General features: G+C 66.4%; 18 protein-coding genes. 13 read left to right on the top strand and 5 right to left on the bottom strand.

Annotation, left to right across the window (positions count from 1 at the left end):
* Positions 1–167: 167 nt before the first annotated feature.
* The 13 genes from CVS48_RS18285 to CVS48_RS18225 all read left to right on the top strand — a co-directional run bounded on the left by CVS48_RS18285 (position 168) and on the right by CVS48_RS18225 (position 14,886).
* Positions 168–1,673 (top strand): ABC transporter substrate-binding protein, encoded by a 1,506-nt coding sequence (locus CVS48_RS18285; RefSeq protein WP_100855668.1) that lies wholly within the window; start codon positions 168–170, stop codon positions 1,671–1,673.
* 145 nt (positions 1,674–1,818) lie between these two features.
* Positions 1,819–2,736, top strand: coding sequence for an ABC transporter permease (locus CVS48_RS18280; protein ID WP_100855667.1), 918 nt, complete (start codon positions 1,819–1,821; stop codon positions 2,734–2,736).
* Positions 2,733–3,602: an ABC transporter permease gene (locus CVS48_RS18275; protein WP_100855666.1), complete on the top strand. Its 870-nt coding sequence runs from the start codon at positions 2,733–2,735 to the stop codon at positions 3,600–3,602. Before CVS48_RS18280 ends, CVS48_RS18275 begins: the two co-directional genes overlap by 4 nt.
* A gap of 4 nt (positions 3,603–3,606) precedes the next feature.
* Positions 3,607–4,617 carry an ABC transporter ATP-binding protein gene (locus tag CVS48_RS18270; protein ID WP_100855665.1) on the top strand — a complete coding sequence of 337 codons (1,011 nt, stop codon included), beginning with the start codon at positions 3,607–3,609 and terminating at the stop codon, positions 4,615–4,617.
* Positions 4,614–5,483 (top strand): ATP-binding cassette domain-containing protein, encoded by an 870-nt coding sequence (locus CVS48_RS18265; RefSeq protein WP_242001236.1) that lies wholly within the window; start codon positions 4,614–4,616, stop codon positions 5,481–5,483. Before CVS48_RS18270 ends, CVS48_RS18265 begins: the two co-directional genes overlap by 4 nt.
* A complete protein-coding gene (locus CVS48_RS18260; protein ID WP_100855664.1) occupies positions 5,480–6,610 on the top strand; it encodes a lactonase family protein in 1,131 nt (376 codons plus the stop codon). The genes CVS48_RS18265 and CVS48_RS18260 overlap by 4 nt, the downstream gene beginning before the upstream one ends.
* Before the next feature lie 123 nt (positions 6,611–6,733).
* Complete coding sequence (locus CVS48_RS18255; RefSeq protein WP_419191476.1) at positions 6,734–7,675, top strand: TRAP transporter substrate-binding protein; 942 nt, start codon at positions 6,734–6,736, stop codon at positions 7,673–7,675.
* Positions 7,675–8,154, top strand: a complete 480-nt coding sequence (locus CVS48_RS18250; protein ID WP_100855662.1) for a TRAP transporter small permease — start codon at positions 7,675–7,677, stop codon at positions 8,152–8,154. The genes CVS48_RS18255 and CVS48_RS18250 overlap by 1 nt, the downstream gene beginning before the upstream one ends.
* Before the next feature lie 4 nt (positions 8,155–8,158).
* Positions 8,159–9,442: a TRAP transporter large permease gene (locus CVS48_RS18245; RefSeq protein ID WP_100855661.1), complete on the top strand. Its 1,284-nt coding sequence runs from the start codon at positions 8,159–8,161 to the stop codon at positions 9,440–9,442.
* Positions 9,439–10,368 (top strand): HpcH/HpaI aldolase/citrate lyase family protein, encoded by a 930-nt coding sequence (locus CVS48_RS18240; protein WP_100855660.1) that lies wholly within the window; start codon positions 9,439–9,441, stop codon positions 10,366–10,368. Before CVS48_RS18245 ends, CVS48_RS18240 begins: the two co-directional genes overlap by 4 nt.
* Entirely contained in the window at positions 10,365–12,125 is a 1,761-nt protein-coding gene (locus CVS48_RS18235) for a thiamine pyrophosphate-binding protein (protein WP_100855659.1), read from the top strand. Before CVS48_RS18240 ends, CVS48_RS18235 begins: the two co-directional genes overlap by 4 nt.
* Positions 12,126–12,139: 14 nt before the next feature.
* Positions 12,140–13,390: a Zn-dependent hydrolase gene (locus CVS48_RS18230; RefSeq protein WP_100855658.1), complete on the top strand. Its 1,251-nt coding sequence runs from the start codon at positions 12,140–12,142 to the stop codon at positions 13,388–13,390.
* Positions 13,387–14,886, top strand: coding sequence for an aldehyde dehydrogenase (locus CVS48_RS18225; RefSeq protein WP_100855657.1), 1,500 nt, complete (start codon positions 13,387–13,389; stop codon positions 14,884–14,886). The genes CVS48_RS18230 and CVS48_RS18225 overlap by 4 nt, the downstream gene beginning before the upstream one ends.
* A 159-nt stretch (positions 14,887–15,045) precedes the next feature.
* On the opposite strand, the gene CVS48_RS18220 is transcribed toward CVS48_RS18225, so the two are convergent.
* The 5 genes from CVS48_RS18220 to CVS48_RS18200 form a co-directional block, all read right to left on the bottom strand.
* The gene (locus CVS48_RS18220; RefSeq protein ID WP_164741255.1) at positions 15,046–15,213 is read right to left on the bottom strand and encodes a hypothetical protein; all 168 of its coding nucleotides are present in this window, start codon (positions 15,211–15,213) and stop codon (positions 15,046–15,048) included.
* A gap of 7 nt (positions 15,214–15,220) precedes the next feature.
* Positions 15,221–16,366, bottom strand: a complete 1,146-nt coding sequence (locus CVS48_RS18215) for a Fic family protein (protein WP_242001237.1) — start codon at positions 16,364–16,366, stop codon at positions 15,221–15,223.
* Between the two features lie 182 nt (positions 16,367–16,548).
* On the bottom strand, positions 16,549–17,685 hold the full coding sequence (locus tag CVS48_RS18210) for a zinc-binding metallopeptidase family protein (protein WP_100855654.1): 1,137 nt from the start codon (positions 17,683–17,685) through the stop codon (positions 16,549–16,551).
* Positions 17,682–18,638: a transglutaminase family protein gene (locus tag CVS48_RS18205; RefSeq protein WP_100855653.1), complete on the bottom strand. Its 957-nt coding sequence runs from the start codon at positions 18,636–18,638 to the stop codon at positions 17,682–17,684. Before CVS48_RS18205 ends, CVS48_RS18210 begins: the two co-directional genes overlap by 4 nt.
* Before the next feature lie 18 nt (positions 18,639–18,656).
* Positions 18,657–21,464, bottom strand: a complete 2,808-nt coding sequence (locus tag CVS48_RS18200; RefSeq protein WP_100855652.1) for a circularly permuted type 2 ATP-grasp protein — start codon at positions 21,462–21,464, stop codon at positions 18,657–18,659.
* Between the last annotated feature and the right edge of the window lie 12 nt (positions 21,465–21,476).

The raw sequence follows: 21,476 nt of genomic DNA, 5'->3' as shown, positions 1-21,476 counted from the left end.
TTCCCTGACCGACCGTGCATGCACCGCCGGCGCAATTTGCGCCGCCCGCGGCAAGGGGAGCGGCTTGCCTGTCGAAACGCAAGAAAGCGCAACCGTCGCAGCACAGCAAGATCGCAGCACCGCAGCACCCCGTAGGCCACACACATAAAACATATCAAGGTGAAAACATGCAGCTAACCCGTACCGTGAAGTTCGTGAGCGCGGCGCTACTGGCGCTGGGCGCTCATGCCGCCCAGGCCAACAAGGCCGACAATTCCCTCAACATCGCGTTTGACGCGGCGCCCGCCACGCTGGACGCCTACAAGGAATCGGACCGTCCCGGCCTGGCGCTGGCGCGCATGGTCTTCTCGGGTCTGCTGCAAAAGAACCAGGACACGGGCGAATTCGGCCCGGCCATCGCCACGGGCTACAAGTTCGTGGACGACACCACCATCGAACTGCCCATTCGCCGCGACGTGAAGTTCCACGATGGTTCGCTCTTGACCATCGACGACGTGCTCTACACGCTGAACCTGGTGTCGTCGGACGCTTTCAAGGCGCGCTTCCAGAACCAGGTGGCCTGGATTGCCAAGGCGGAGAAAGTCGGTGACGACACCGTGCGCATCAAGATGAAGACGCCCTACCCGCTGGCGCTGGAAATGCTGTCGGAAAACCTGCCGATCTATCCGCGCAAGTACTACGAGGCCAATCAGTCGGACATGGGCGCCAAGCCCATCGGCACGGGCCCGTATCGCCTGACCGACAGCCAGCCCGGCAGCCGCTATGTGTACGAGCGCTTTGACGATTATTTCGGCCCGAAACCCGCCGTGCAAAAGCTGGTGGTGCGCGTGCTGCCGGACGCCAATACGCAATACGCCGAGCTGCTGTCCGGCGGCCTGGACTGGATCTGGCGCGTGCCGCCCGACGTGGCCAAGCGCATGGAGAAAACGCCGTCGGTCACCGTGAAAAGCAGCAGCATCATGCGCATCAGCTATATCTCGCTGAACCCGCGCTTTGACGACGGCAAGTCGCCGCTGGCCAAGCAGGAAGTGCGCCAGGCCATCAACCACGCGATTGACCGCGAAGCCATCCGCAAAGCACTCGTCGGCGGTGCGTCCAAGGTGATCAACGCCGCGTGCAACCCCGCGCAGTTCGGTTGCACGACCGACGTGCAGTCCTACAAGTTCGACCCCGCCCGCGCCAAGCAACTGCTGGCGCAAGCCGGCTACCCCAACGGCATCACGTTGGACCTGGTGATCTCGGCGCCGCCGCGCAGCATCCTGGACGCCGCCGCCGCCCAGATGGCGCAGGCCGGCATCAAGGTGAACCTGGTTGAACAGCAATACGGCACCGCCATGACCAACTGGCGCGACGGCAAGACCGCCATGCTGGCGTCCAACTGGGGCTCCTACGGCATTGCCGACGCGGCGCTGTCCACCAGCAACTTCTTCCGGGGCGGCCCGGACGACCAGGCGCGCAACCCGGAAGTCATCAAGCTTCTGGAAGCGGCCGACACGTCCGTTGACCGCGACCTGCGCGCCAAGAACTACGCGGCCGCGCTGAAGATCGTGGCCGACCAGGCGTACTGGGTGCCGTTGTGGAACCACTCGCTGAACGCCGTGCAGGCCAAAGACCTGAACTTCTCGGTGGACGGCGACGAGTTCCCGCGCTTCTACAAGGCCACCTGGAAATAACGCTTGGGGCCATCGCGCCCAGGCCTTGTTCCAACCGTTGTGCCATTCCGGTCCGGGCGCGTGAAAGCTGAAGTCGCGCCCGGGCGGAACGGCGCGCGCCGATGCACGTCGATGCGCGCCGACGCAAGACCATAAAGGTTGACCCATGATTGCATTCCTGTTTCGCCGTGTGCTGGTCGCCGCCCTGCTGGTGGTGTTCGTGTCGCTGATCAGCTTTTCGCTGGTGTTTGCGTCCGGCAACCCGGCCGCCCGTCTGGCCGGCGAAGGCAGCGCGGCGGATGCCGCCCGGCTGTCGGTACAACACGGTTTTGACGACCCCATCCTGCTGCAATACGGCCGTTGGCTGACGGGCGTGGTGCGCGGTGACTTCGGCGACAGCCTGTACTTCAGCCGCCCCGTGGCCGAACTGCTGAGCCAGCACTTTCCCGCCACCGCCAAACTGGGCCTGGCCGCCATGGCGTTTGCGCTGCTGCTTGCCATTCCGCTGGGCGTGCTGGCCGGCATGCGCAAGGGCTCGCTGGCGGACCGCGCCACCATGTTGCTGTCGGCCTGCGCGCAAGCCATGCCGCCGTTCTGCCTGGCGTTCCTGTTGATCATCGTGTTCAGCGTGCGCAACCAATGGCTGCCCGCCTCGGGCTTTGACACCTGGAAGCACTACGTGATGCCGGTGGTGGCGCTGGGGCTCTTCGCCATGCCCGCCATGCTGCGCCTGATGAAATCCGAAATGGAAACCGTGCTGGCCACCGACTACATCCGCACCGCCCGCGCCATGGGCCTGGGCGGCCCCAGCGTGGTGCTGAAGTATGCGCTGCGCAATGCGTTGCGCCCGCTGGTGTCGCTGGCGGCGGCGCAGATGGGCACCTTGCTGGCGGGGTCCGTCGTCATTGAAACCGTCTTCGCCATCAACGGCGCGGGCCTGCTCGCCTGGACGTCGATCCTGCGCGGCGACTTTCCCACGATGCAGGCGCTGATCCTGATCTTTGCGCTGATCTACATCGTCCTGACTCTCGTCGCCGACCTGATCAACGGTTGGCTGGACCCCCGCGTGCGAGCCGCCTCATGAACACTGCCATCCAAACTCCCCTGCCCGTCGCGCCGCGCGGCGACCGCCTGGCGCGCGCCGGCCAACGTGTGGGCCTTGTCGTGCTGGCCCTGCTGGTGCTGGCCGGCCTGATCGGCCCCTGGCTGATTCCGCACGACCCGTATACGCAAGACCTGCTGGCCCGGCTGCAAGAGCCGGTGTGGGCCGAAGGCGGTGACTGGAACCACATCCTGGGCACCGACCAGTTGGGTCGCGACGTGCTGGCGCGCGCGCTGTACGGCGTGCGCGTGTCGGCCTTGATCGGCTTGTCCGTCGCGCTGATGGGCGGCTTGATCGGCACCACACTGGGTGTCGTCGCCGGCTACTTCGGCGGCACGGTGGACCGCGCCGTGTCCTTCCTGATCACCGCGCGCCTGGCCTTGCCCATCATTCTGGTGGCGCTGGCCGTGGTGTCGGTGGTGGGCGCATCGCTGACCGTGGTGGTGCTGGTGCTGGGCCTGCTGCTGTGGGAACGCTACGCGCTGGTCGCGCGCACCATGGCCGCCGGGCTGCGCAACGCGGAATTCGTCACGGCCTCGCGCCTGCAAGGCTGCACGCACCTACAAATCATCTGGCGCGACATCCTGCCGAACCTGGTGGGCAACCTGCTCATCATCGGCACGGTGGACGCGGCCATGGCCATCACGCTGGAAGCCTCGCTGTCGTTCCTGGGCCTGGGCGTGCCCGCGCCGATGCCGTCGCTGGGCCTGATGATCGCCGAGGGCAAGGAAAACATGCTGTTCCAGCCCTCGCTGGTGGTCATTCCCAGCATCGTGCTGTTCGTGCTGGTGCTGTGTGTGAACCGGGCGGGCGAAACGCTGCGCGCCATCCAGATGAAGAAAGGGTGACGCCATGACCGCCACTTCCCACTCCCTGCTGCGGGTTGAAAACCTGCACATCGACATCCATACCGCCACGCACACCAAGCACGTGGTGCGCGCGGTGGACTTCACCCTGGAACGCGGCAAGACGCTGTGCATCGTGGGCGAATCGGGCTGCGGCAAGTCGCTGACCGCGCTGGCGTTGCTGGACCTGCTTCCCGCCGCCGCGCGCCGCCGCATGACGCGGCTGGAGTTCGCCGGGCAGGACCTGTCCACGCTGAACGCGCGCCAGTTGGCGGAATTGCGTGGCGCGCGCATCGCCATGATCTTCCAGGACCCGATGACGTCCTTGAACCCGGTGTTTCAGATTGGCACGCAGCTGATCGACGTGATGCGCCGGCACAAGCGCGTCAGCCGTCGCGAAGCCGCCGAGCGCGCCGAATACCTGCTGCGCCGCGTCGGCATCACCAACCCCGAAGAACGCATGCGCCAGTATCCGTTTGAGCTCTCGGGCGGGTTGCGCCAGCGCGTGATGATCGCCATGGCGCTGATGTGCGGCCCCGAACTGCTGATTGCGGATGAACCCACCACCGCGCTGGACGTCACCGTGCAGGCCGAACTGCTGGACCTCTTACGCGACATCCAGGCCGAGTTCGGTTTAGGCATGGTGTTTATCTCGCACGACATGGGCCTGGTGGCACGCATTGCCGACCACGTCATCGTCATGTACGCCGGCGACATCGTGGAAGGCGGCACCGTACAAGAGGTGCTGACCCGCCCCAGCCATCCCTACACCGCCATGTTGCTGAACTGCATACCCCAGCCGGGCCGCACCGCCCCGCGCACCGACCTGCCCACCATTGCGGGCGCCGTGCCGTCGCTGGATGTGGCCATACGGGGCTGCGCCTTTCGTGAACGTTGCCCGGTGGCCGAAGCCCGTTGCGCCCAGCCGCTGGTGTCACGCGTGCAAGGCAGCCACCGTTGCCTGTGCGTGAAGCCTGGCGCGTTGCTGGCGACGAAGATTGCGGGAGTCTCGGCATGAACGACAAGCTGAACGCCAACATGCATCCCAGCAAGAATTCCAAGGCGGTTGCGGCCGCGCACCCCGCGCCCTCGCCCGCCAGCATCCGCCTGAACGCGCTGTCCTTCCAATACGGCCGCGCCAGCCTGTTCTCGCGCCGCCCCGCGCCCCGCATCCTGCATGACATCGACCTGCACGTGCCCGCCGGCCAGACGATCGGCCTGGTGGGGGAATCCGGCAGCGGCAAGTCCACCATCGCCAAGCTCATGCTGGGCCTGTTGGCGCCCACCCAGGGCCAGGCGCTGCTGGACGGCCAGCCGCTGGCCGCCATGCCGGCGCGCGCCCGCGCCCGCCGCATCCAGATGGTGTTCCAGGACCCGTATTCATCGCTGAACCCGCGCCGCACCATCAATGAAATCCTGACCGCGCCGCTACGCGTGCACGGCATCGGCAATGCGGCGTCGCAGGCGGCGTCGGTGCGCCGCATGATGGACGCCGTGGGCCTGGTGCCCGCCTTTGCCGCGCGGTATCCGCGCGAACTGTCCGGCGGCCAACGCCAGCGCGTAGCCATTGCGCGCGCCCTGATGCTGGAACCGCAACTGCTGATATGCGACGAACCCACATCCGCGCTGGACGTATCGGTGCAGGCGCAGATCCTGAACCTGCTGATGCAATTGCAGCGCGACCGTGGCCTGGGCTATCTGTTCATCAGCCATAACCTGGCGGTGGTGCAGCACATTGCCGATGACATCGTGGTGCTGCAAGGCGGCCGCATCGTCGAACGCGGCACGGCCGATCAGGTGTACTTTGCGCCCCAGCATCCCTACACCCGGCAACTGATCGGCGCCACGCTGGCCGTGCCCGACGCGCAGGAGTTGGCCGCATGAGCGCCGCGCCGCACTACCTGCTGGTCGGCAACGACGAAAAAGTCACCTGGGACGACGGCCAGATCCGCTTCCTGGCGCCCGGCCGCGACACGCTCAGCATTTTCGACGCCGCCGCCAACCCGGCCGCGCCGGTGCATGTGGCGACGCTGCCCCTGCCCAATTCCCTGTTCGGCCCGCCCGTCAATCTGGCCGTGACGCCGGACCAGCGGCTGGCGCTGATCGCCGATTCCATGGCCTGGCCTGAACGCGCCGACGGCCAGGGGTGGCAGCCCACGCCGGGCCGCGATCTATATGTGGTGGACCTGGCCGCCACGCCGCCGGCCATCGTGCAAACGCTACAAGTGGGCCTGCAACCGTCGGGCCTGTCGATCAACCGCGCAGGCACGATGGCGCTGGTGGCGAACAAGGCGGGTCGGTCGGTATCGGTGCTGACGATCCGCGATAACCGCGTGGCTGTCGTCGCTGAAATCGACCTGGGCACGCCCGTTGTCGCCGTCTCGTTCTCGGCCGATGGCCGCCGCGCCTTCGCCGTCAAGACAGACACGCACCGGTTGGCCGTGCTGCACATCGACGACAGCGGCCCCGTGCCGCGCGTCACGCATGACCCGTCCGAAGACCTGACGACGGGGCTCGTGCCCTTCAACCTGGTGGTGTCGCCCGACGGCGCGCTGGCCTTGGTGGTGGACATGGGCAGCCCAACGGCCTCCGACGGCCATGCGGATTCCATTAGCGTGGTGGATCTTAAAAGCGCGCCGCCCCGCGTGATCGACCGCCTGATGGTGGAAGACGGCCCCGAGGGCATCGCCATCAGCCCCGATGGCCGCCACGCCGCCGTGGCCATCGTGCAAGGCTCGAACAACCCCTCGTCGGAATGGTTTCACCACCCGCGCGGCCAGATCGTGCTGCTGCGCATCGAGGGCTTGCGCGTCACGCGCGTGGGCGCCATCGAGGTGGGCGCGCTACCCGAAGGCATCGCCTTCAGCCCCGACAGCCGCTATCTGTACGTCGGCAATTTCCTTGATGCAACGTTGCAGGTGCTGGCCGTGGGAGACAACGGCCTGACCGACACCGGCATGGGTATCCCCCTGCCCGGCCACCCCGCATCCATGCGGGGGCAATCCTACTGAGCGGGGCCGCACCCCGCCGCGTGTTGAACCCACCACCCCACCTTCTCTTTTCGCATCTGGAGTTACCCCATGACCCACGCTCCCCAAACGTTTCGCGCCCTGATCGGCGGCGCCCTTGTCGCCATGGCCGGCTTTGCGCCGCTGTCGGCCCATGCCCTGGACATCAAGCTGGGCCACGTGCTGGCCCCCAGCCATAGCTGGAACAAGGCCGCCGAAGGCTTTGCCGCCGAGGTCAAGGAAAAGACCGACGGCCGCGTCAACTTCGTGCTGTTCCCCAGCGGCCAGTTGGGCAACGAAAAGACCATGCTGGAAGGCTTGCAGATCGGCAGCCAGGGCGCGGCCATCATCGGCTCGGGCTCGTTGCAACCCATCGAACCGAAGTTTGGCGTGGTGGAACTGCCCTACTCGTGGTCGTCGTCGCAGCAGGCCTACAAGGCCTTTGACGGCGAGCTGGGCGCCGCGCTGGCCAAGCTGGCCGACAAGAAAAACCTGACCATCATTTCGTGGTGGGAAAACGGCTTCCGCCACGTGACCAACAACCGCGGCCCCATCGCCAAGCCCGCCGACCTGGCCGGCCTGAAAACCCGCGTCACGCCCGACAAGATGCGGCTGGACACCTTCACCGCCCTGGGCGCCAACCCTGCCCCGCTAGCCTTTGGCGAGCTGTACTCGGCCTTGCAGCAAAAGGTGTTTGACGCGCAAGAGAACCCGCTGTCCATCATCTACACCTCGTCGTTCTTCGAAGTGCAGAAATACCTGTCGCTGACGGGCCACGTGTGGGGTCCGGCCAGCCTGATCATCTCCAAGCCGGTCTGGAACCGCATCTCGGCCGACGACAAGAAGGTGGTGCAGGCCGCCGCCGACAAGTGGCGCGACGCCCAGCGCAAGATGATCACCGACGGCGACCAGCAATTCGTGGCGCAACTGAAAGAGAAAGGCATGCAGGTCAACGAGGTCGACAAGGCCGCCTTTGCCGCCGCCGTGCAACCCGTGTGGAAGACCTACTCGGTCACCTACGGCCCTGAGCTGATGGCGCTTGTGCAGAAGTACCGCGAGGCCAAGTAATGCTCAACCGACTGTCCGCCATTCTGTCGGGCATCAGCAAGGCCTTCGCCGCCGTGGCGGTGGCCTTGCTGGCGATCCTGATCTCTTACGTGGTGTTCTCGCGCTTTGTCACGCACACCACGCCGCATTGGGCCGAGGAATTGCCGCGCCTGGTTCTGGTGTGGTCCGCCTTCATCGGCGGCGTGGCGTGCAGCCATGACCGCTCTCATCTCATGGCTGGCCTGCTGCCCTTCATGGTGCGCAGCCCGCGCGTGCTGAACGTGGTTGAACGCGTCAACCAGGTGCTGATCATCGTGGGCCTGGCCGCGCTGGGCTACGCGGGCTGGCAGTTGGCCGAACTGACGGGCGACCAGATCCTGCCCGCGCTGGATGTGTCCGCCGGCACGGTGTACCTGGCCTTGCCGTTTGCGTGCGCGATCACCATCGTGGTTCATCTGGCGCAACTGCTTGCGCCCACCCCCGCCATGGCAAAGGAATAACAAGATGTCTTCGGGTGCTCTCTTCCTGATGGGCGTGTTCACGATCACGGTGTTGATCGACATGCCCATTGCATTCGGCCTGGTGCTGTCGTGCCTGGCCTACCTGGCCGTGTACGACGCCGCGCCCATGATGGTGGCCGCGCAGCAGTACGTGGTGGGGCTGGACAGCTTCACGCTGCTGGCCATTCCGCTGTTCATCCTGGCCGCGCAACTGATGAACGGCGCCGGCCTGACGCAGCGCATCGTGCGTTTGTGCGCCGCCATCGTGGGCGACATCAAGGGCGGCCTGGCGGTGGTGGCCGTGCTGGCCTGCCTGATGTTCGGCGCGCTGTCCGGCTCGGGCGTGGCCGACGTGGTCGCCATCGGCAGCCTGCTGTTGCCCGCCATGGCCCGCAGCGGCTACGACAAGGGCTTTTCGTGCGCCCTGGTGGGCAGCGCGGGCGCCACGTCCACCATCATCCCGCCCAGCATCGTGCTGATCGTCTACGGCACCATTACCGATACGTCGGTGGGCAAGCTGTTCGTGGCCGGCATCATCCCCGGCATCCTGCTGGGTTTCTCCTTGATCGGCGTGGCCATCTGGCAGTCGCGCAAGCACAACTGGGCCGGCGGCCAGCCGTTTTCCTGGGGCGAACTGCGCGCCGCCACCATCGACGCGCTGCCCGCGCTGATGGTGCCCGTGCTGATCATCGGCGGCATCCGCTTCGGCATCTTCACCGCCACCGAAGCCGCCTCCAGCGCCATCGTCTACGCCTTGCTGATCGGCTTTTTCTGGTATCGCACGCTAAGCCTGAAGTCGCTGTGGAGCAACCTGAAGTCCACGGGTGAAAGCAGCGCGTCCATCTTGCTGCTGATTGGCGCGTCGGGCCTGTTCGCCTGGGTGCTGGTGGCCGAACAGGTGCCGCAGGCGCTGTCCACGCTGCTGGTGGAATGGACCGACAGCAAGACCGCCGTGCTGCTGGTGCTGACCGTGGTGTTGCTGCTGCTGGGCACCTTCATGGAGGCCATTCCCGTCATCATCATCGTGGCGCCCGTGGTGATGCCGGTGCTGGCACACTACAACATCGACCCGGTGCATTTCGGCATCCTGCTGTCCATCAACATGGCCATCGGCGCCAACACGCCGCCGGTCGGGGTGGACCTGATGGCCGCCTGCAAGATTGGCGGCATCAACATGATGCAGACCCTGCGCCCGCTGTCCTGGATGATGCTGGCCATGACCGCCGTGATGTTGCTGCTGACCTTTGTTCCTGAACTGGTGCTGTTCCTGCCGAGGCACGTGCAATGACCCAAACTTCAACGCTTCGCCGTCCCCCCGCGCTGCGCCGCAGCTGGATGTTTGTTCCCGGCATGGACGCGGCCGCGCAGGCCGCGGGCCTGGCCAGCGGCACGGACGCCCTGGTGGCCGACCTGGAAGAGTTCACCGCGCCCGTCGAGCGGCCCGCCGCCCGGCCGCGCATCGCCGCGCTGTTCGCCACCTGCCGCGCCCAGGGCGTGGTGGCCGCCGTACGCATCAACAAGCTGGAAGACGACGGCCTGGCCGACCTGCGCGGCGTGATGCCCGGCGCGCCGGACGCGGTGTTCCTGCCGCACGCCGAAAGCGCCGCGCAGATCATCGCGCTGGACCAGGCCATCGGCGCGCTGGAGTCCGAACTGGGCCTGCCGGCCGGCAGCACGGAAATCGTGCCGACGCTGGAATCCGCGCTGGGGCTGGTACGTGCCTACGACATCCTGACCGCCAGCCCACGCGTGTCGGGCTGCCTGCTGGCCGCCGAGGACCTGACCGCCAGCCTGGGCGCCGAACGCGGCAAAGACGGCATCGAACTGCACGCCGTGCGCGCCCGCTTCCTGGTGGACTGCACCGCCGCCGGCTGCGTGCCGATCGACTGCCCGTTCAACTACCGCGACCTGCCCGCGCTGGAAGCGGACTTGCGCTGGGCGCGCCGCCTGGGCCTGAAATCCAAATGCGCGACGGTGGCCGAGCAAGTGCCGCTGATCCACCAGGTGTTCACGCCCAGCGCGCCCGAGGTGGACACCGCGCGCAACCGCGTGGCCCGCTTCGAGGCCCAACGCGCCGGCCAGCATGACGCCGAACGCATCGACCCGCCCACCTACAACACCGCGCGCCGCCTGTTGGCGCGCCACGACCAATTCGAACGATGGGCCGCCGAGCGCCGCGCGCAGGCCGTCCCACAACCAGGAGACCTTGCATGACGTCATCCGCACTTCCCGAACGCAACGGTGGCCAGATCCTGATGCAGCAGTTGCGCATCCATGGCGCGCGCCGCGTGTTCATGATTCCCGGTGAAAGCTACCTGCCCTGCATCGATGCGCTGAACGAACACACCGACGCCATCGAACCCATTGTGTGCCGCCAGGAAAGCGGCGCGGCCTACATGGCCGAGGCCTATGGCAAGCTGACGGGCGAACCCGGCATCTGCTTTGTGACGCGCGGCCCGGGCGCCACCAACGCCAGCATCGGCGTGCACACCGCCTACCAGGACTCCACGCCGATGATCCTGTTCGTGGGCCAGGTCGGCAACGACTTCATGGAACGCGAAGCCTTCCAGGAAATCGACTACCGCCGCATGTTCGGGCAAATGGCCAAGTGGGTGGCGCAGATCGACCGCACCGACCGCATCCCCGAATTCATCTCGCGCGCCTTCGCGGTAGCCACCAGCGGCCGGCCCGGCCCGGTGGTGCTGGCCTTGCCGGAAGACACGCTGTGGGGCACCGCCCGCGTGGCGGACCTGCCGCGCTACCCGCGCGTGCACAGCCACCCCGGCGCGGCCGATCTGACGCGCATGGTCGACTTGCTGAACGCCGCCGAACGCCCATTCCTGCTGCTGGGCGGCAACGGCTGGCACCAGACCGCCATCGACCAGATCGCCGGCTTTGCCGAGCGCTTCGAGTTGCCCGTGGGCACCGCGTGGCGCCGTCTGGAATGTTTTGACCAGCGCCACCCCAACGCCGCCGGCCACGTCGGCTGGGCCATGACGCCCGAACTGCGCCAGCGCTTGAAGGACGCCGACCTGGTGCTGGCCGTGGGCACGCGCCTGGGCGAAGCCACCACCGAAGGCTATACCGTCATTGAAAGCCCGCTGCCGCGCCAGAAGCTGATACACGTTTACCCCGACGCCGCCGAACTGGGCCGCGTGTTTTCGCCCACGCAGGCCATGGTGGCCGACGTGGCCAGCTTTGCCGCCAGCGTGGCTGACCTGGCGCCCGGACATGCCACACCGCGTGGCGAGGCCGTGCGTATCGCGCATCAGCAACTGACAGAGAGCCTGACGCCGCTGCCCTCGCCCGGCGCGATGAGCCTGGACGCGGCCGCCGCCTATGTGGACGCGCATCTGCCCGCCGAGGCCTGCGTGACCGTGGGCGCGGGCAACTACGCGCTGTATCCGCACCGCTACCGCCGCTATGCCGGGCCGGGCACCAGCCTGACGCCCACGGTGGGCTCGATGGGCTACGGCCTGCCCGCCGCCATTTCCGCCAAGCTCGAAGACCGCCAGCGCGACGTGGTCTGCTACGCGGGCGACGGCTGCTTTCAGATGAACATGCAGGAACTGGGCGTGGCCTTGCAGTACAAACTGGGCGTGGTGGTGCTGGTGTTCAACAACGGCATCTGGGGCACCATCCGCGCCCACCAGGAACGCGAATTCCCGGCGCGCACCATTGCGTTGGGCTTTGAAAACCCCGACTTCACGCAGATCATCCGTGGTTACGGCGGACATGGCGAAGCCGTGGAGAACACCGCCGACTTCGGCCCGGCGTTTGAACGCGCGCTGGCGTTTGCGCGGCAACACAACCTGCCCGCGCTGCTGGAAATCCGCTACGACGCCAACGGCATCGCGCCGGGCGAAACGCTGATGGGCATCCGCGAAGCCGCGCAGGCCCGCCTTGCCCGAAGCATCGGCACCAACAGCACTGGCAATAGCAGCACCGGCACCAACAGCGCCGGCCACTGACAGGACCTGACTCCATGACAAGCACGATTTCAATCAACGGACAGCGGCTGTGGCAGTCGCTGATGGACCTGGCGCAGATCGGCGCCACGCCCAAGGGCGGCAACTGCCGGCTGGCGCTGACCGCGCTGGACGGCCAGGGCCGCGATCTGGTCACCGGCTGGATGCGCGACGCCGGCATGACGCTGCGTGTGGACCAGGTGGGCAATATCTTTGCCCGCCGCGCGGGCCGCAATAACGACCTGCCGCCCGTCATGACGGGCAGCCACATCGACACCCAGCCCACCGGCGGCAAGTTCGACGGCTGCTACGGGGTGCTGGCGGGGCTGGAAGTCATGCGCAGCCTGAACGACCATGGCGTCGTCACCGAAGCGCCGCTGGAAGTGGCCATCTGGACGAACGAAGAAGGCTCGCGCTTTCTGCCGGTGATGATGGGCTCGGGCGTATTCGCCGGCAAGTTCCCGCTGGAAGTCGCGCTGAACGCGCGCGACCACGACGGCAAGTCGGTGGCCGACGAGCTGGCCGCCATCGGCTACGCCGGCCCGGATGCGGTCGGCGGACGCCCGGTGGGTGCGTACTTCGAGGCGCACATCGAGCAAGGCCCGATTCTTGAGCACGAAGAAAAAGTGGTTGGCGTGGTGACGGGTTCCTTGGGCGTGCGCTGGTACGACGTGGTCATCACCGGCATGGAAATGCATGCCGGCCCCACGCCCATGCCCATCCGCCGCGACGCGCTCTACGCCGCCACCTTCCTGTTGCAGGCGGTGATCGGCATCGCCAACGACAACCAGCCGCACGGACGCGGCACGGTCGGCGAAATCCACGCGCACCCCGGTTCGCGCAACGTCATCCCCGGCCAGGTCCGTTTCACGGTGGACCTGCGTCATGAAGATGAAGCCACGCTGACGCAGATGGACGCGCGCTGGCTGGCCGCCTGCACCGACGTGGCCGAACGCCACGGCGTCACCGTGGACGTGAAGCAGGTGCAGTATTTCCCGCCCACCCCGTTCGACCCGGACCTGGTCGCCAAGGTGCGCGACGGCGCCACGCGGCGCGGCCTGGCCGCCATGGACATCGTCACCGGCGCCGGCCACGACGCCGTCTACATGGCCAGCGTCACGCCCACCGCCATGATCTTCGTGCCCTGCAAGGACGGCGTGAGCCACAACGAAATCGAAGACGCCAAACCCGCTGACCTGGAAGCCGGCTGCAACGTGCTGCTGGACGCCATGGTCGCCCGCGCCAACCACACCGGAGACCCAGCATGAGCCAACACGATCACGCTTATTGGCAAGGCCGCGCCGCCGCCTTGAACTTCAACGGCAAGGCCTATATCGACGGCGCCTACTGCGACGCCGCCGACGGCGCCACGTTCGCGGCATCCAGCCCCATCGACGGCCGCAAGCTGGCCGACGTGGCCGCCTGCGGCCAGGCCGATGTGGACCGCGCCGTGGCCGCCGCCCGCCGCGCCTTCGAAGCCGGCGTATGGAGCCAACTGGCGCCGCGCCAACGCAAGGAACGCCTGCTGCGCCTGGCCGCCCTGATCGACCAGCACACCGAAGAACTCGCCCTGCTGGAAACGCTGGACATGGGCAAGCCCATCCGCGACGCGCTGGCCTTTGACGTACCGGAAACGGCCCGCTGCTACGCCTGGTACGCCGAAGCCATCGACAAGATCTACGACGAAATCGCCCCCACCGGCCCCGACGCGCTGGCTACCATCACCCGCGAAGCGCTGGGGGTGGTGGCGGCGGTAGTGCCGTGGAACTACCCGCTGATGATGGCGGCCTGGAAAGTGGCGCCCGCCCTGGCCTCGGGCAACAGCGTCATCTTGAAACCGGCCGAGCAGGCGTCGCTGTCGGCCATCCGGCTGGCGGCGCTGGCCGAAGAAGCCGGCATCCCCCCGGGCGTCTTCAGCGTGGTGCCCGGCCTGGGCGCGGTGGCGGGCCAGGCGCTGGGCCGTCACCCGGATGTGGACTGCGTGGCCTTCACGGGTTCAACCGCCACGGGCAAGCGCTTCATGACCTATTCCGGCGAATCCAACCTGAAGCGCGTGTGGCTGGAATGCGGCGGCAAGTCGCCCCACATCGTGTTTGACGACTGCCCCGACCTGGACCGCGCCGCGCAAGCCGCCGCGCTGGCCATCTTCTCGAACCAGGGCGAAGTCTGCATCGCGGGCTCGCGCCTGTACGTGCAGGACGGCATCTACGACGCCTTCATGGAAAAAGTGGCCGCCTGCGCCGCCACGCTGCAACCCGGCGACCCGTTGGACCCCGCCACCGCCATGGGCGCCATGGTGGACGAACGCCAGATGCAAGGCGTGCTGGCCCGCATCGCCGCCGGCCAATCCGAAGGCGCCACCTTGCGCATCGGCGGCAAGCAAGCCCGCAGCGCGTCGGGCGGCTACTACATCGAACCCACCATCTTCGATTGCGCCCACCAGGATTCCGCCCTGGTACGCGAAGAAATCTTCGGACCGGTACTGGCCGCCCAGCGCTTCAGCACCGAAGACGAAGCCATCCAGTTGGCCAACGATTCGGTGTACGGCCTGGGCGCCGGCCTGTGGACGGCCAACCTGTCACGCGCGCATCGCTTGTCGCGCCGCTTGCGCGCAGGGCTGGTGTGGGTGAATTGCTATGCCGATGGCGACATCACGGTGCCGTTCGGCGGCGTGAAGCAATCGGGCTCCGGTCGCGACAAGTCATTGCACGCGCTGGAGAAATACTCGGACTTGAAGACGACCTGGATCAGCTTGACCGTGTGATCGCGTCATGGCCCAGGCCCTTGGGCAGAATCGCCGCCAAGCTGGTGGGTGATTCTGCCCAAGGGCAAGCTAAGACCACGATCTTCGAGAATCCAGGTGCTGCGCCAGGTCCATCACATCGTGCAGCACTCGGCCGATTGGACAGCCGATAGACCCACATTACTTCCTCATGTTTACCCTGGCGGCAGCCTGCGCCCCAAGCTGTTCGATGAAACTTTCGAGTTGATCGTCTGTGACATCGGTAAAGCGCCCTGCGGCGATGTCAGCCCATCCCTTGTCGGCGGCGTCGCGGAGCACGTTGAGCTTGGCTTCTTCTATGCCAATCATCCACCCTTCATCCCTGAACATCGTCCACCCCTCCGTACAGCGATGGCAGCAGCACAGGCAATGCATCCAGGGGGAAGGCAAAGCGCACGGGGCCGCGCGGGGTATCGGATGCCACCAATCCACTTTTCAATGCCGCCGCCAACAACGATCGCCCGGTGCGTTCGCCCAGCCCCGTCATCTGAATGAATTCGCCTCGGCTGACGGGGCCCGCGGCAAACAAAAAGTAGATGGGTAAGGCCGCCTCTGCCCGCAAGCGGCCGTGCGCGGCTTCCACCTGCACGGCGGCGTGGATTTTTGCCTTCATCGAATCCAGGGCCAGCGTGCGCGTCATGTAGGCCACCTGGTCTTCACACACGCCCAGAAAATACTCAACCCACTGGACCAGGCCCTTCTCGCTCAGGTTGCCCCGGCCATCCAGGTCGCCTTGGCGCGGCGCGTCCGCGCACGCCAGATAGCCGTAGTAGTCGTTCACGCCGCGCGCCAGGCCACGATTGACCGACCAAAGCCCCTGCGTGATCGGCAGCATCGCGGCATGGGTCTGTAAGCGCGACGCGCGGCCATTGCCATCGGCAAACGGATGCATCCACGCCATGCGATGGTGCGCGCAGGCAATGGCGATCAACTGCGCGTCGGCGGGCCTGGGGCGGTCATAGTGCTGGGTGTAGGCCTCCATGAAGCGCGGCAATGATTGCCACGCGGGAGGATGATGGCGGCCTACCGTGACATCGATGGTGCGCAACGCGGCCGGCTGCACCACGTAGCCGTCTTGGGTAGTTCGGTCGCGGGCGTCCAGATGGCTGTACAAGGCGCCATGCGCGGCGGTCGCAAAGTCAGCGCCCAGCGCGCCTTGGGTATCGGCCAGACGAGACATGGCCTTTTCGGCCTGGATATGCGCCACCGCAATGCGCTGCAATTGCGCCACCTCGGGCCGGTCTGAAAATTCCTGATGCAAGGCGGCTTCGATGTTGCGTGGCGTGGTGCTTTGGCCTTCGATCCGGTTGCTGTAGTAGGAATTCATGCTGCGCAGCAGATCGCGCAAGGCGTCGCGCGTGGCGGGATGCGCCTGTGCCCCGAGTTCTACCGATTGGTGAACGATCGCGCGAGCGCGTTCCAGCAGCCGCGCGGATGCGGCTTCGGCGGGCTGGAGGGGCAAGAATTGATGCGGAGAATCGTACATTTGGTCCGAGCATTTTCCGGTTTTTTTGCCGGTTATTTTGCCGATTAATATTGCATATATCACATTGATAAATAAGCAATATATTTAATTAATTCGGTGATTGTACGAAATTTCTTGCCGGTTATTTTGCCGGTTCATTCTCCCGCTGTTTCAGCGCGCTACGCCCCCTTCACCACCCGATGCACAAACTGCAACTTCCCGATCACCTGCGCCGGCAGCACGAACGGATAGAAATCCCGTTGCCCCATGCTGCGGGCCAGTTCGTTCAGCACGCCGGTCAAGGCGACCCAGGCGTTGACCAGGTCCAGGAACGCCTGTCCTTCCGGGTCGTCCGGGTCGTACAGCGCGTCCTTGGTAAAGGGGTCGTAGGACTGCTCGACCGCCGTGCGCGTGATGCCGAAGCTGATGGCGGTGTCCAGCGTGTCCATCATGTGCAGGTAGTGGGCCCAGGTTTCGGCCCAGTCTTCCCAGGGGTGGCAGGACGCGTAGGTGCTGATGTAGTGCAGCGCCCAGTCGGCCGGGGGGCCTTGTTCGTAGTTGCGTTGCAGCGCCTGGGCGTAGTCGGCCTGTTCGTCGCCGAACACCTGGCGAAACGGTTCCAGCCAGGGGCCGCCGGCAATGCGCTGGTCCCAGTAGTAATGGCCGATCTCGTGGCGGAAATGGCCGAGTAGCGTGCGGTACGGCTCGCGCATGTCTTCGCGCACCTTTACGCGGTAGGCGTCGTCGGCTTCCTTGATGTTGATGGTGATCAGCCCGTGCGCGTGCCCCGTCAGCAAGGGCGCGCCGTCGGCCTCGGGCGCCAGCAGGTCGAACGCCAGGCCACCGTCATCGGGCGTTTCCGAGCGCCGCAGCGGCAGGCCCAGCATCAGCACCTGCGCAATCATCTGGCGCTTTGCCGCTTCCACCTTGCACCATAGCGGGCCGTTTTCCGGCACCGACAGGTCGGGAATGGTGTGGTTCAAGCTACAGGACAGGCACAGCGTGTCGGCCGATTGGGCGGGCAGCAGCCAGTTGCACAAGGCCGGCATGGAGAAATTGGCACAGCGTTTGTAAGTCCTGCCACGTACCTTGCCCGATTCGCGCAGGACGCCGCTGGCCGGTTCCACGTCCAGCGCCACCACGTGCCCGCGCTTGGGGTCAAAGCCCAGTTGGCGATGGCAGTTCAGGCATTCCGTGTTGCTGAAAAAAATGGGCTGGCCGCAAACGCATTGAAAGGCCTTCGCGCGCGCATGCCGCACGCGCTGGCGTTTGGGGGCGCGCAGTTGGCGGTGGATCGCGTCGAAGAAATAGGTCATGCATCCAGTCCAGTCGGAAATTCGTCTATGGGCGCGACGGTCACGCGCACATCCAATTCATGGCCGCCGCCCCGGATGACACCGCGCAGGGGCGTCACGTCGGCGTAATCGCGGCCATAGGCCAACACCACATGCGCCGTGCCGGGCACCACGTCGTTGGTGGGGTCCAGGTCGATCCAGCCGCCATTGACGTCCAGCCCCGCGCAATGCACCGACACCCACGCATGCGAGGCATCGGCCCCGATCAGGCGCGGCTGGCCGGGTGGCGGTTGCGACATCAGATACCCGCTGACATAGCGCGCCGGTAAGCCGATGGCGCGCAGACAGCCGATCATCAGATGCGCAAAATCCTGGCACACCCCGACGCGCTCGTGAAAGACATCAAGGATGGGCGTGGACACCTGCGTATGCGCCGGCTGGTAACTGAAATCCGCATGGATGCGGTGCATCAAGTCCAGCGCGGCTTCGGCCACGGGCCGCCCCGGGGTGAACGACAGCAAGGCGTATGCCCGAAGCTCCGCGTGCAAGGGCACATAGGTGGAAGGAAAGCTGAATTCCACTTCCGGCGCGTAGGGCAAGGCGGGGTCATACCGCAAGCGCCGTGCCGCGTCTTCCCACGGCAAGCCGGCCGAGGGGTCCAGCGCGCCAAAGCGCGGGTACACCGTCACGCGGCTGGTGGCGCGCACGGTCAGCGCGTCATGCGGCGCGTACAGGGCGAAGAGGCAGCGCGTGTTGCCAAAGCCGTCCACGGTCTCGGTGATGCTGGGCGGCGTGGGCGTGACGCTTAGCGTGTAAGCGTCGACCACCTGGCAGGCGTCGTGCAAGGGCCGCAAATAGCCCAGGTGATGCGCCAGCTCCACGGGCGCCGCGTAGCGGTAGGCGGTTTCGTGGTCCACGCCCAGGGTCACCCCCAAGGCGGCGGGCACAGCAAGGTCGGAAGTCGGGAAATTCATGGGTGCGGGGCCGGTGAATTACGCGGAAAGCGTTTGGTCATGACCGGCTGCGTGGCTGAAATAGCGCAGGCTGATGGCGTTGGACAGCGCACTGGCGGCATCCTCGAGTTGCGCGGACAGCGCCAGCACGTCGGCGTATTGGCCTTGGGTTTGGGTTTGGGTTTGGGTTTGGCTTTGTTGGGTCTGGGTCTGGCTCTGGCTCTGGCCCATGCCCTGGCTCTGAGTCTGGTTCTGGCTTTGCCGGCACAAGTCCGCCAGTGACGCACCCACGCCGTTTTCCGGCAACAGGCGGACCAGGTCCGCGGCTGGGCCGGCCACGGTGTCGGGCAGGCGCGCCACCTCTTTGCGCAGCACGTTCAGCACACAGGCCAGCGATCGTGGGTTTGCCGGCTCTTGCACCAGCAGGTTCAGCAGCGCCGGTACTTCCTGGCGGCCCGGGTAATAGGCGCGGTAGGTGATCTTGCTGTCGAACAGGTCCAGCAGCATGTTGAAACCGCTGTCGCCCAGCACCGCGTTACGGCGGAACAAGGCGCCCAGCAAACCGGCCATGGCGGACAGGCGTTCAATCTGCCGGCCGATCGTCAAGAGGCGCCAGCCGTCGTCGCGCGTCATGCGGTCGGTTTGCGAGCCGGTGATGGCCGAAAGCTGCATGGCCAGGCTCTTCAAACCACGCAGCACATCCGGGGCGGACATCGGCAGCGGGTCCGGCTGAGATCCCGGCTGAGACCCCGACTCAGATCCTGGCAGAGACCCCGCCGACGATTCCAACAAAGCTTCCGGCACCCCGGGCTCGCCACCCTTGCCGCCAGACGCCATGCGCATGAAACCTTCATGCGCCGTGACGACCAGCCGCCAGTGCTCGGGCGACAAGCGGTCGCGGATCTGGCCGGCGGCGAACGCCAGCGCGCCCAGGTTTCGCGCCACGCCGCCTTGCGCCGGGCCGCCCGCCAGCTCGGCCACCAGCGTGGCTTCAAACATGCGTACCGACAAGGTCGGCGCGGCCGGCATCAGGCCGCTGCGCTGGCACAGGGCATCGACCGCGGCAAAGAGTTCGCCGGCGTTGTCTTCGTCGCTGTTCAACCACGTGAGCGCCACCGTGGCCAGGCGCACGTCGTTCTCGGTGCGTTCGGTGTAGCGGCCCATCCAGAACAGGTTTTCGGCGGCGCGGCTGGACACGGGGCGGCTTGCCGCCACGATGTCTTCGGGCTGCAATTGCACGGGCAGCATCGAAAACGTATCCACCGCCCCCCGCGTGGTAACCCAGGTATCCATGCTGCTGCCGCCGCGTTGCATGGACACGATCTGCTGTTCGCGGCTGGCGATACGCGTCAGCCCGCCCGGCAGCACGTTCCAACCGCCCTCGCCGTCCGCGATGACGAACACGCGCAGCATGGCCGCGCGCGGCACGATGCGGCCGGCGGACCAACTAGGCGCTTGCGACAGCGGCAGGTATTGCTGGATGGTGTAGGCGTCGGGGTTGTCGGCGATGCGGGCTTGCAGCGCGGCATGTTCGGACGGGGGCACGGCGCCCCCGATCACGGGTTCGAAGCCGCCCCGCATATTGCTCGGATAAGTAGACTTGACCACCGTGCCAGGCAGATTGGCCAGCACCTCTTCGCGCGCGGCGGCCTCGCCGCACCACCACGACGGCAGCGACGGCAGCAGCAGGTCGGCGTCGAACAGGTGGCGGCTGATGGCGGGCAAGAAGCCGTTGATGGCGGGCGATTCCAGAAAGCTCGTGCCCAGCGAATTCGCCACCAGTACATTGCCCGCGCGCATGACTTGCAGCAGGCCGGGCACGCCCAGCGTGGAGTCCGAACGCAGTTCAAGCGGGTCGCAGAAGTCGTCATCCAGCCGGCGCAACACGGCATGCACGCGCTCCAGGCCGTGCAGCGTTTTCAGGTACAGCATCTGGTCGCGCACGACCAGGTCGCCGCCTTCCACCAGCGTGATCCCCAGGTAGCGCGCCAGATAGGTCTGTTCGAAATAGGTTTCGTTGTAGGGGCCGGGCGTCAGCAGCACGATGCGCGGTGGCGTATGCGGCAAGGCTTGCGACAACGCCCCGCCCGGGCTGAGCTTGTACAGCATGTCCATCAACCGGCGATAGCTGGTCGCCAGGTGCTGCACCCGCAGTTCCTTGAAGGCCTCGGGGAACATGCCGGAAATGGTCAGGCGGTTTTCCAGCAGGTAGCCCAGCCCGGACGGCGCCTGCGTGCGTTGCGACACCACCCACCAGCCGCCGTCAGTAGCGCGCGCCAGGTCAAAAGCGGCAATGTGCAGATAGGTGCCCCCCGGCGGCTGATAGCCGCGCAAGGGGCGCAGGTAACCGGGATGGCCGAACACCAGCGCGGGCGGAATCAGCTTGTCGGCCAGCAGGGTTTGCGGCCCGTAGACGTCGCCCAGCACGCGGTTCAGCAAGGTGGCGCGCTGGCACAGCCCTTGCTCGATTGCCGACCAGTCGGCGTCGTTGATGACAAAGGGCAGCAGGTCCAGCGACCAGGGCCGCGCCGACCCGGTGGCGTCGGCGTAGATGTTATAGGTGATGCCGTTTTCGCGGATCTGCCGGGCCACCACGTCCACGCGCCTGTCCAGGTCGGCAAAGCCGCTGGTGCCTAAAAGCTCAAAGAAACGGGGCCAGGGTTCGCGCAGGCGGGTGGCGCCCGACGCAGCGGCGCCCGACGCGACGGCGCCCGACGCAACGGCACCCGACGCCTCTGCCGGTGCGCGCAGTTCGTCATAGTGGCCCGGCCGTGCGGGCAGCGCCGCATGAACCGCCAGGGATGCGACATCCTGCGACGGATCGGTCTGAAAAAGAAATTGCGGCATGGCGGATAGGGG

It is taken from the genome of Achromobacter spanius (assembly GCF_002812705.1).
Classification (GTDB): Bacteria; Pseudomonadota; Gammaproteobacteria; order Burkholderiales; family Burkholderiaceae_B; genus Achromobacter; species Achromobacter spanius.
The sequence above is the reverse complement of the archived record's forward strand: the minus strand, read 5'-3'. Positions and strand labels throughout refer to the sequence as shown.

Excerpts from the sequence above, each read along its gene's own strand:
- CVS48_RS18225 (WP_100855657.1), top strand. The coding sequence starts at position 13,387 with ATGAGCCAACACGATCACGCTTATTGGCAAGGCCGCGCCGCCGCCTTG.
- CVS48_RS18210 (WP_100855654.1), bottom strand. The coding sequence starts at position 17,685 with ATGACCTATTTCTTCGACGCGATCCACCGCCAACTGCGCGCCCCCAAA.
- CVS48_RS18235 (WP_100855659.1), top strand. The coding sequence starts at position 10,365 with ATGACGTCATCCGCACTTCCCGAACGCAACGGTGGCCAGATCCTGATG.
- CVS48_RS18205 (WP_100855653.1), bottom strand. The coding sequence starts at position 18,638 with ATGAATTTCCCGACTTCCGACCTTGCTGTGCCCGCCGCCTTGGGGGTG.
- CVS48_RS18260 (WP_100855664.1), top strand. The coding sequence starts at position 5,480 with ATGAGCGCCGCGCCGCACTACCTGCTGGTCGGCAACGACGAAAAAGTC.
- CVS48_RS18285 (WP_100855668.1), top strand. The coding sequence starts at position 168 with ATGCAGCTAACCCGTACCGTGAAGTTCGTGAGCGCGGCGCTACTGGCG.
- CVS48_RS18245 (WP_100855661.1), top strand. The coding sequence starts at position 8,159 with ATGTCTTCGGGTGCTCTCTTCCTGATGGGCGTGTTCACGATCACGGTG.
- CVS48_RS18240 (WP_100855660.1), top strand. The coding sequence starts at position 9,439 with ATGACCCAAACTTCAACGCTTCGCCGTCCCCCCGCGCTGCGCCGCAGC.
- CVS48_RS18250 (WP_100855662.1), top strand. The coding sequence starts at position 7,675 with ATGCTCAACCGACTGTCCGCCATTCTGTCGGGCATCAGCAAGGCCTTC.
- CVS48_RS18265 (WP_242001236.1), top strand. The coding sequence starts at position 4,614 with ATGAACGACAAGCTGAACGCCAACATGCATCCCAGCAAGAATTCCAAG.
- CVS48_RS18275 (WP_100855666.1), top strand. The coding sequence starts at position 2,733 with ATGAACACTGCCATCCAAACTCCCCTGCCCGTCGCGCCGCGCGGCGAC.
- CVS48_RS18270 (WP_100855665.1), top strand. The coding sequence starts at position 3,607 with ATGACCGCCACTTCCCACTCCCTGCTGCGGGTTGAAAACCTGCACATC.
- CVS48_RS18220 (WP_164741255.1), bottom strand. The coding sequence starts at position 15,213 with ATGATTGGCATAGAAGAAGCCAAGCTCAACGTGCTCCGCGACGCCGCC.
- CVS48_RS18280 (WP_100855667.1), top strand. The coding sequence starts at position 1,819 with ATGATTGCATTCCTGTTTCGCCGTGTGCTGGTCGCCGCCCTGCTGGTG.
- CVS48_RS18255 (WP_419191476.1), top strand. The coding sequence starts at position 6,734 with ATGGCCGGCTTTGCGCCGCTGTCGGCCCATGCCCTGGACATCAAGCTG.
- CVS48_RS18230 (WP_100855658.1), top strand. The coding sequence starts at position 12,140 with ATGACAAGCACGATTTCAATCAACGGACAGCGGCTGTGGCAGTCGCTG.
- CVS48_RS18200 (WP_100855652.1), bottom strand. The coding sequence starts at position 21,464 with ATGCCGCAATTTCTTTTTCAGACCGATCCGTCGCAGGATGTCGCATCC.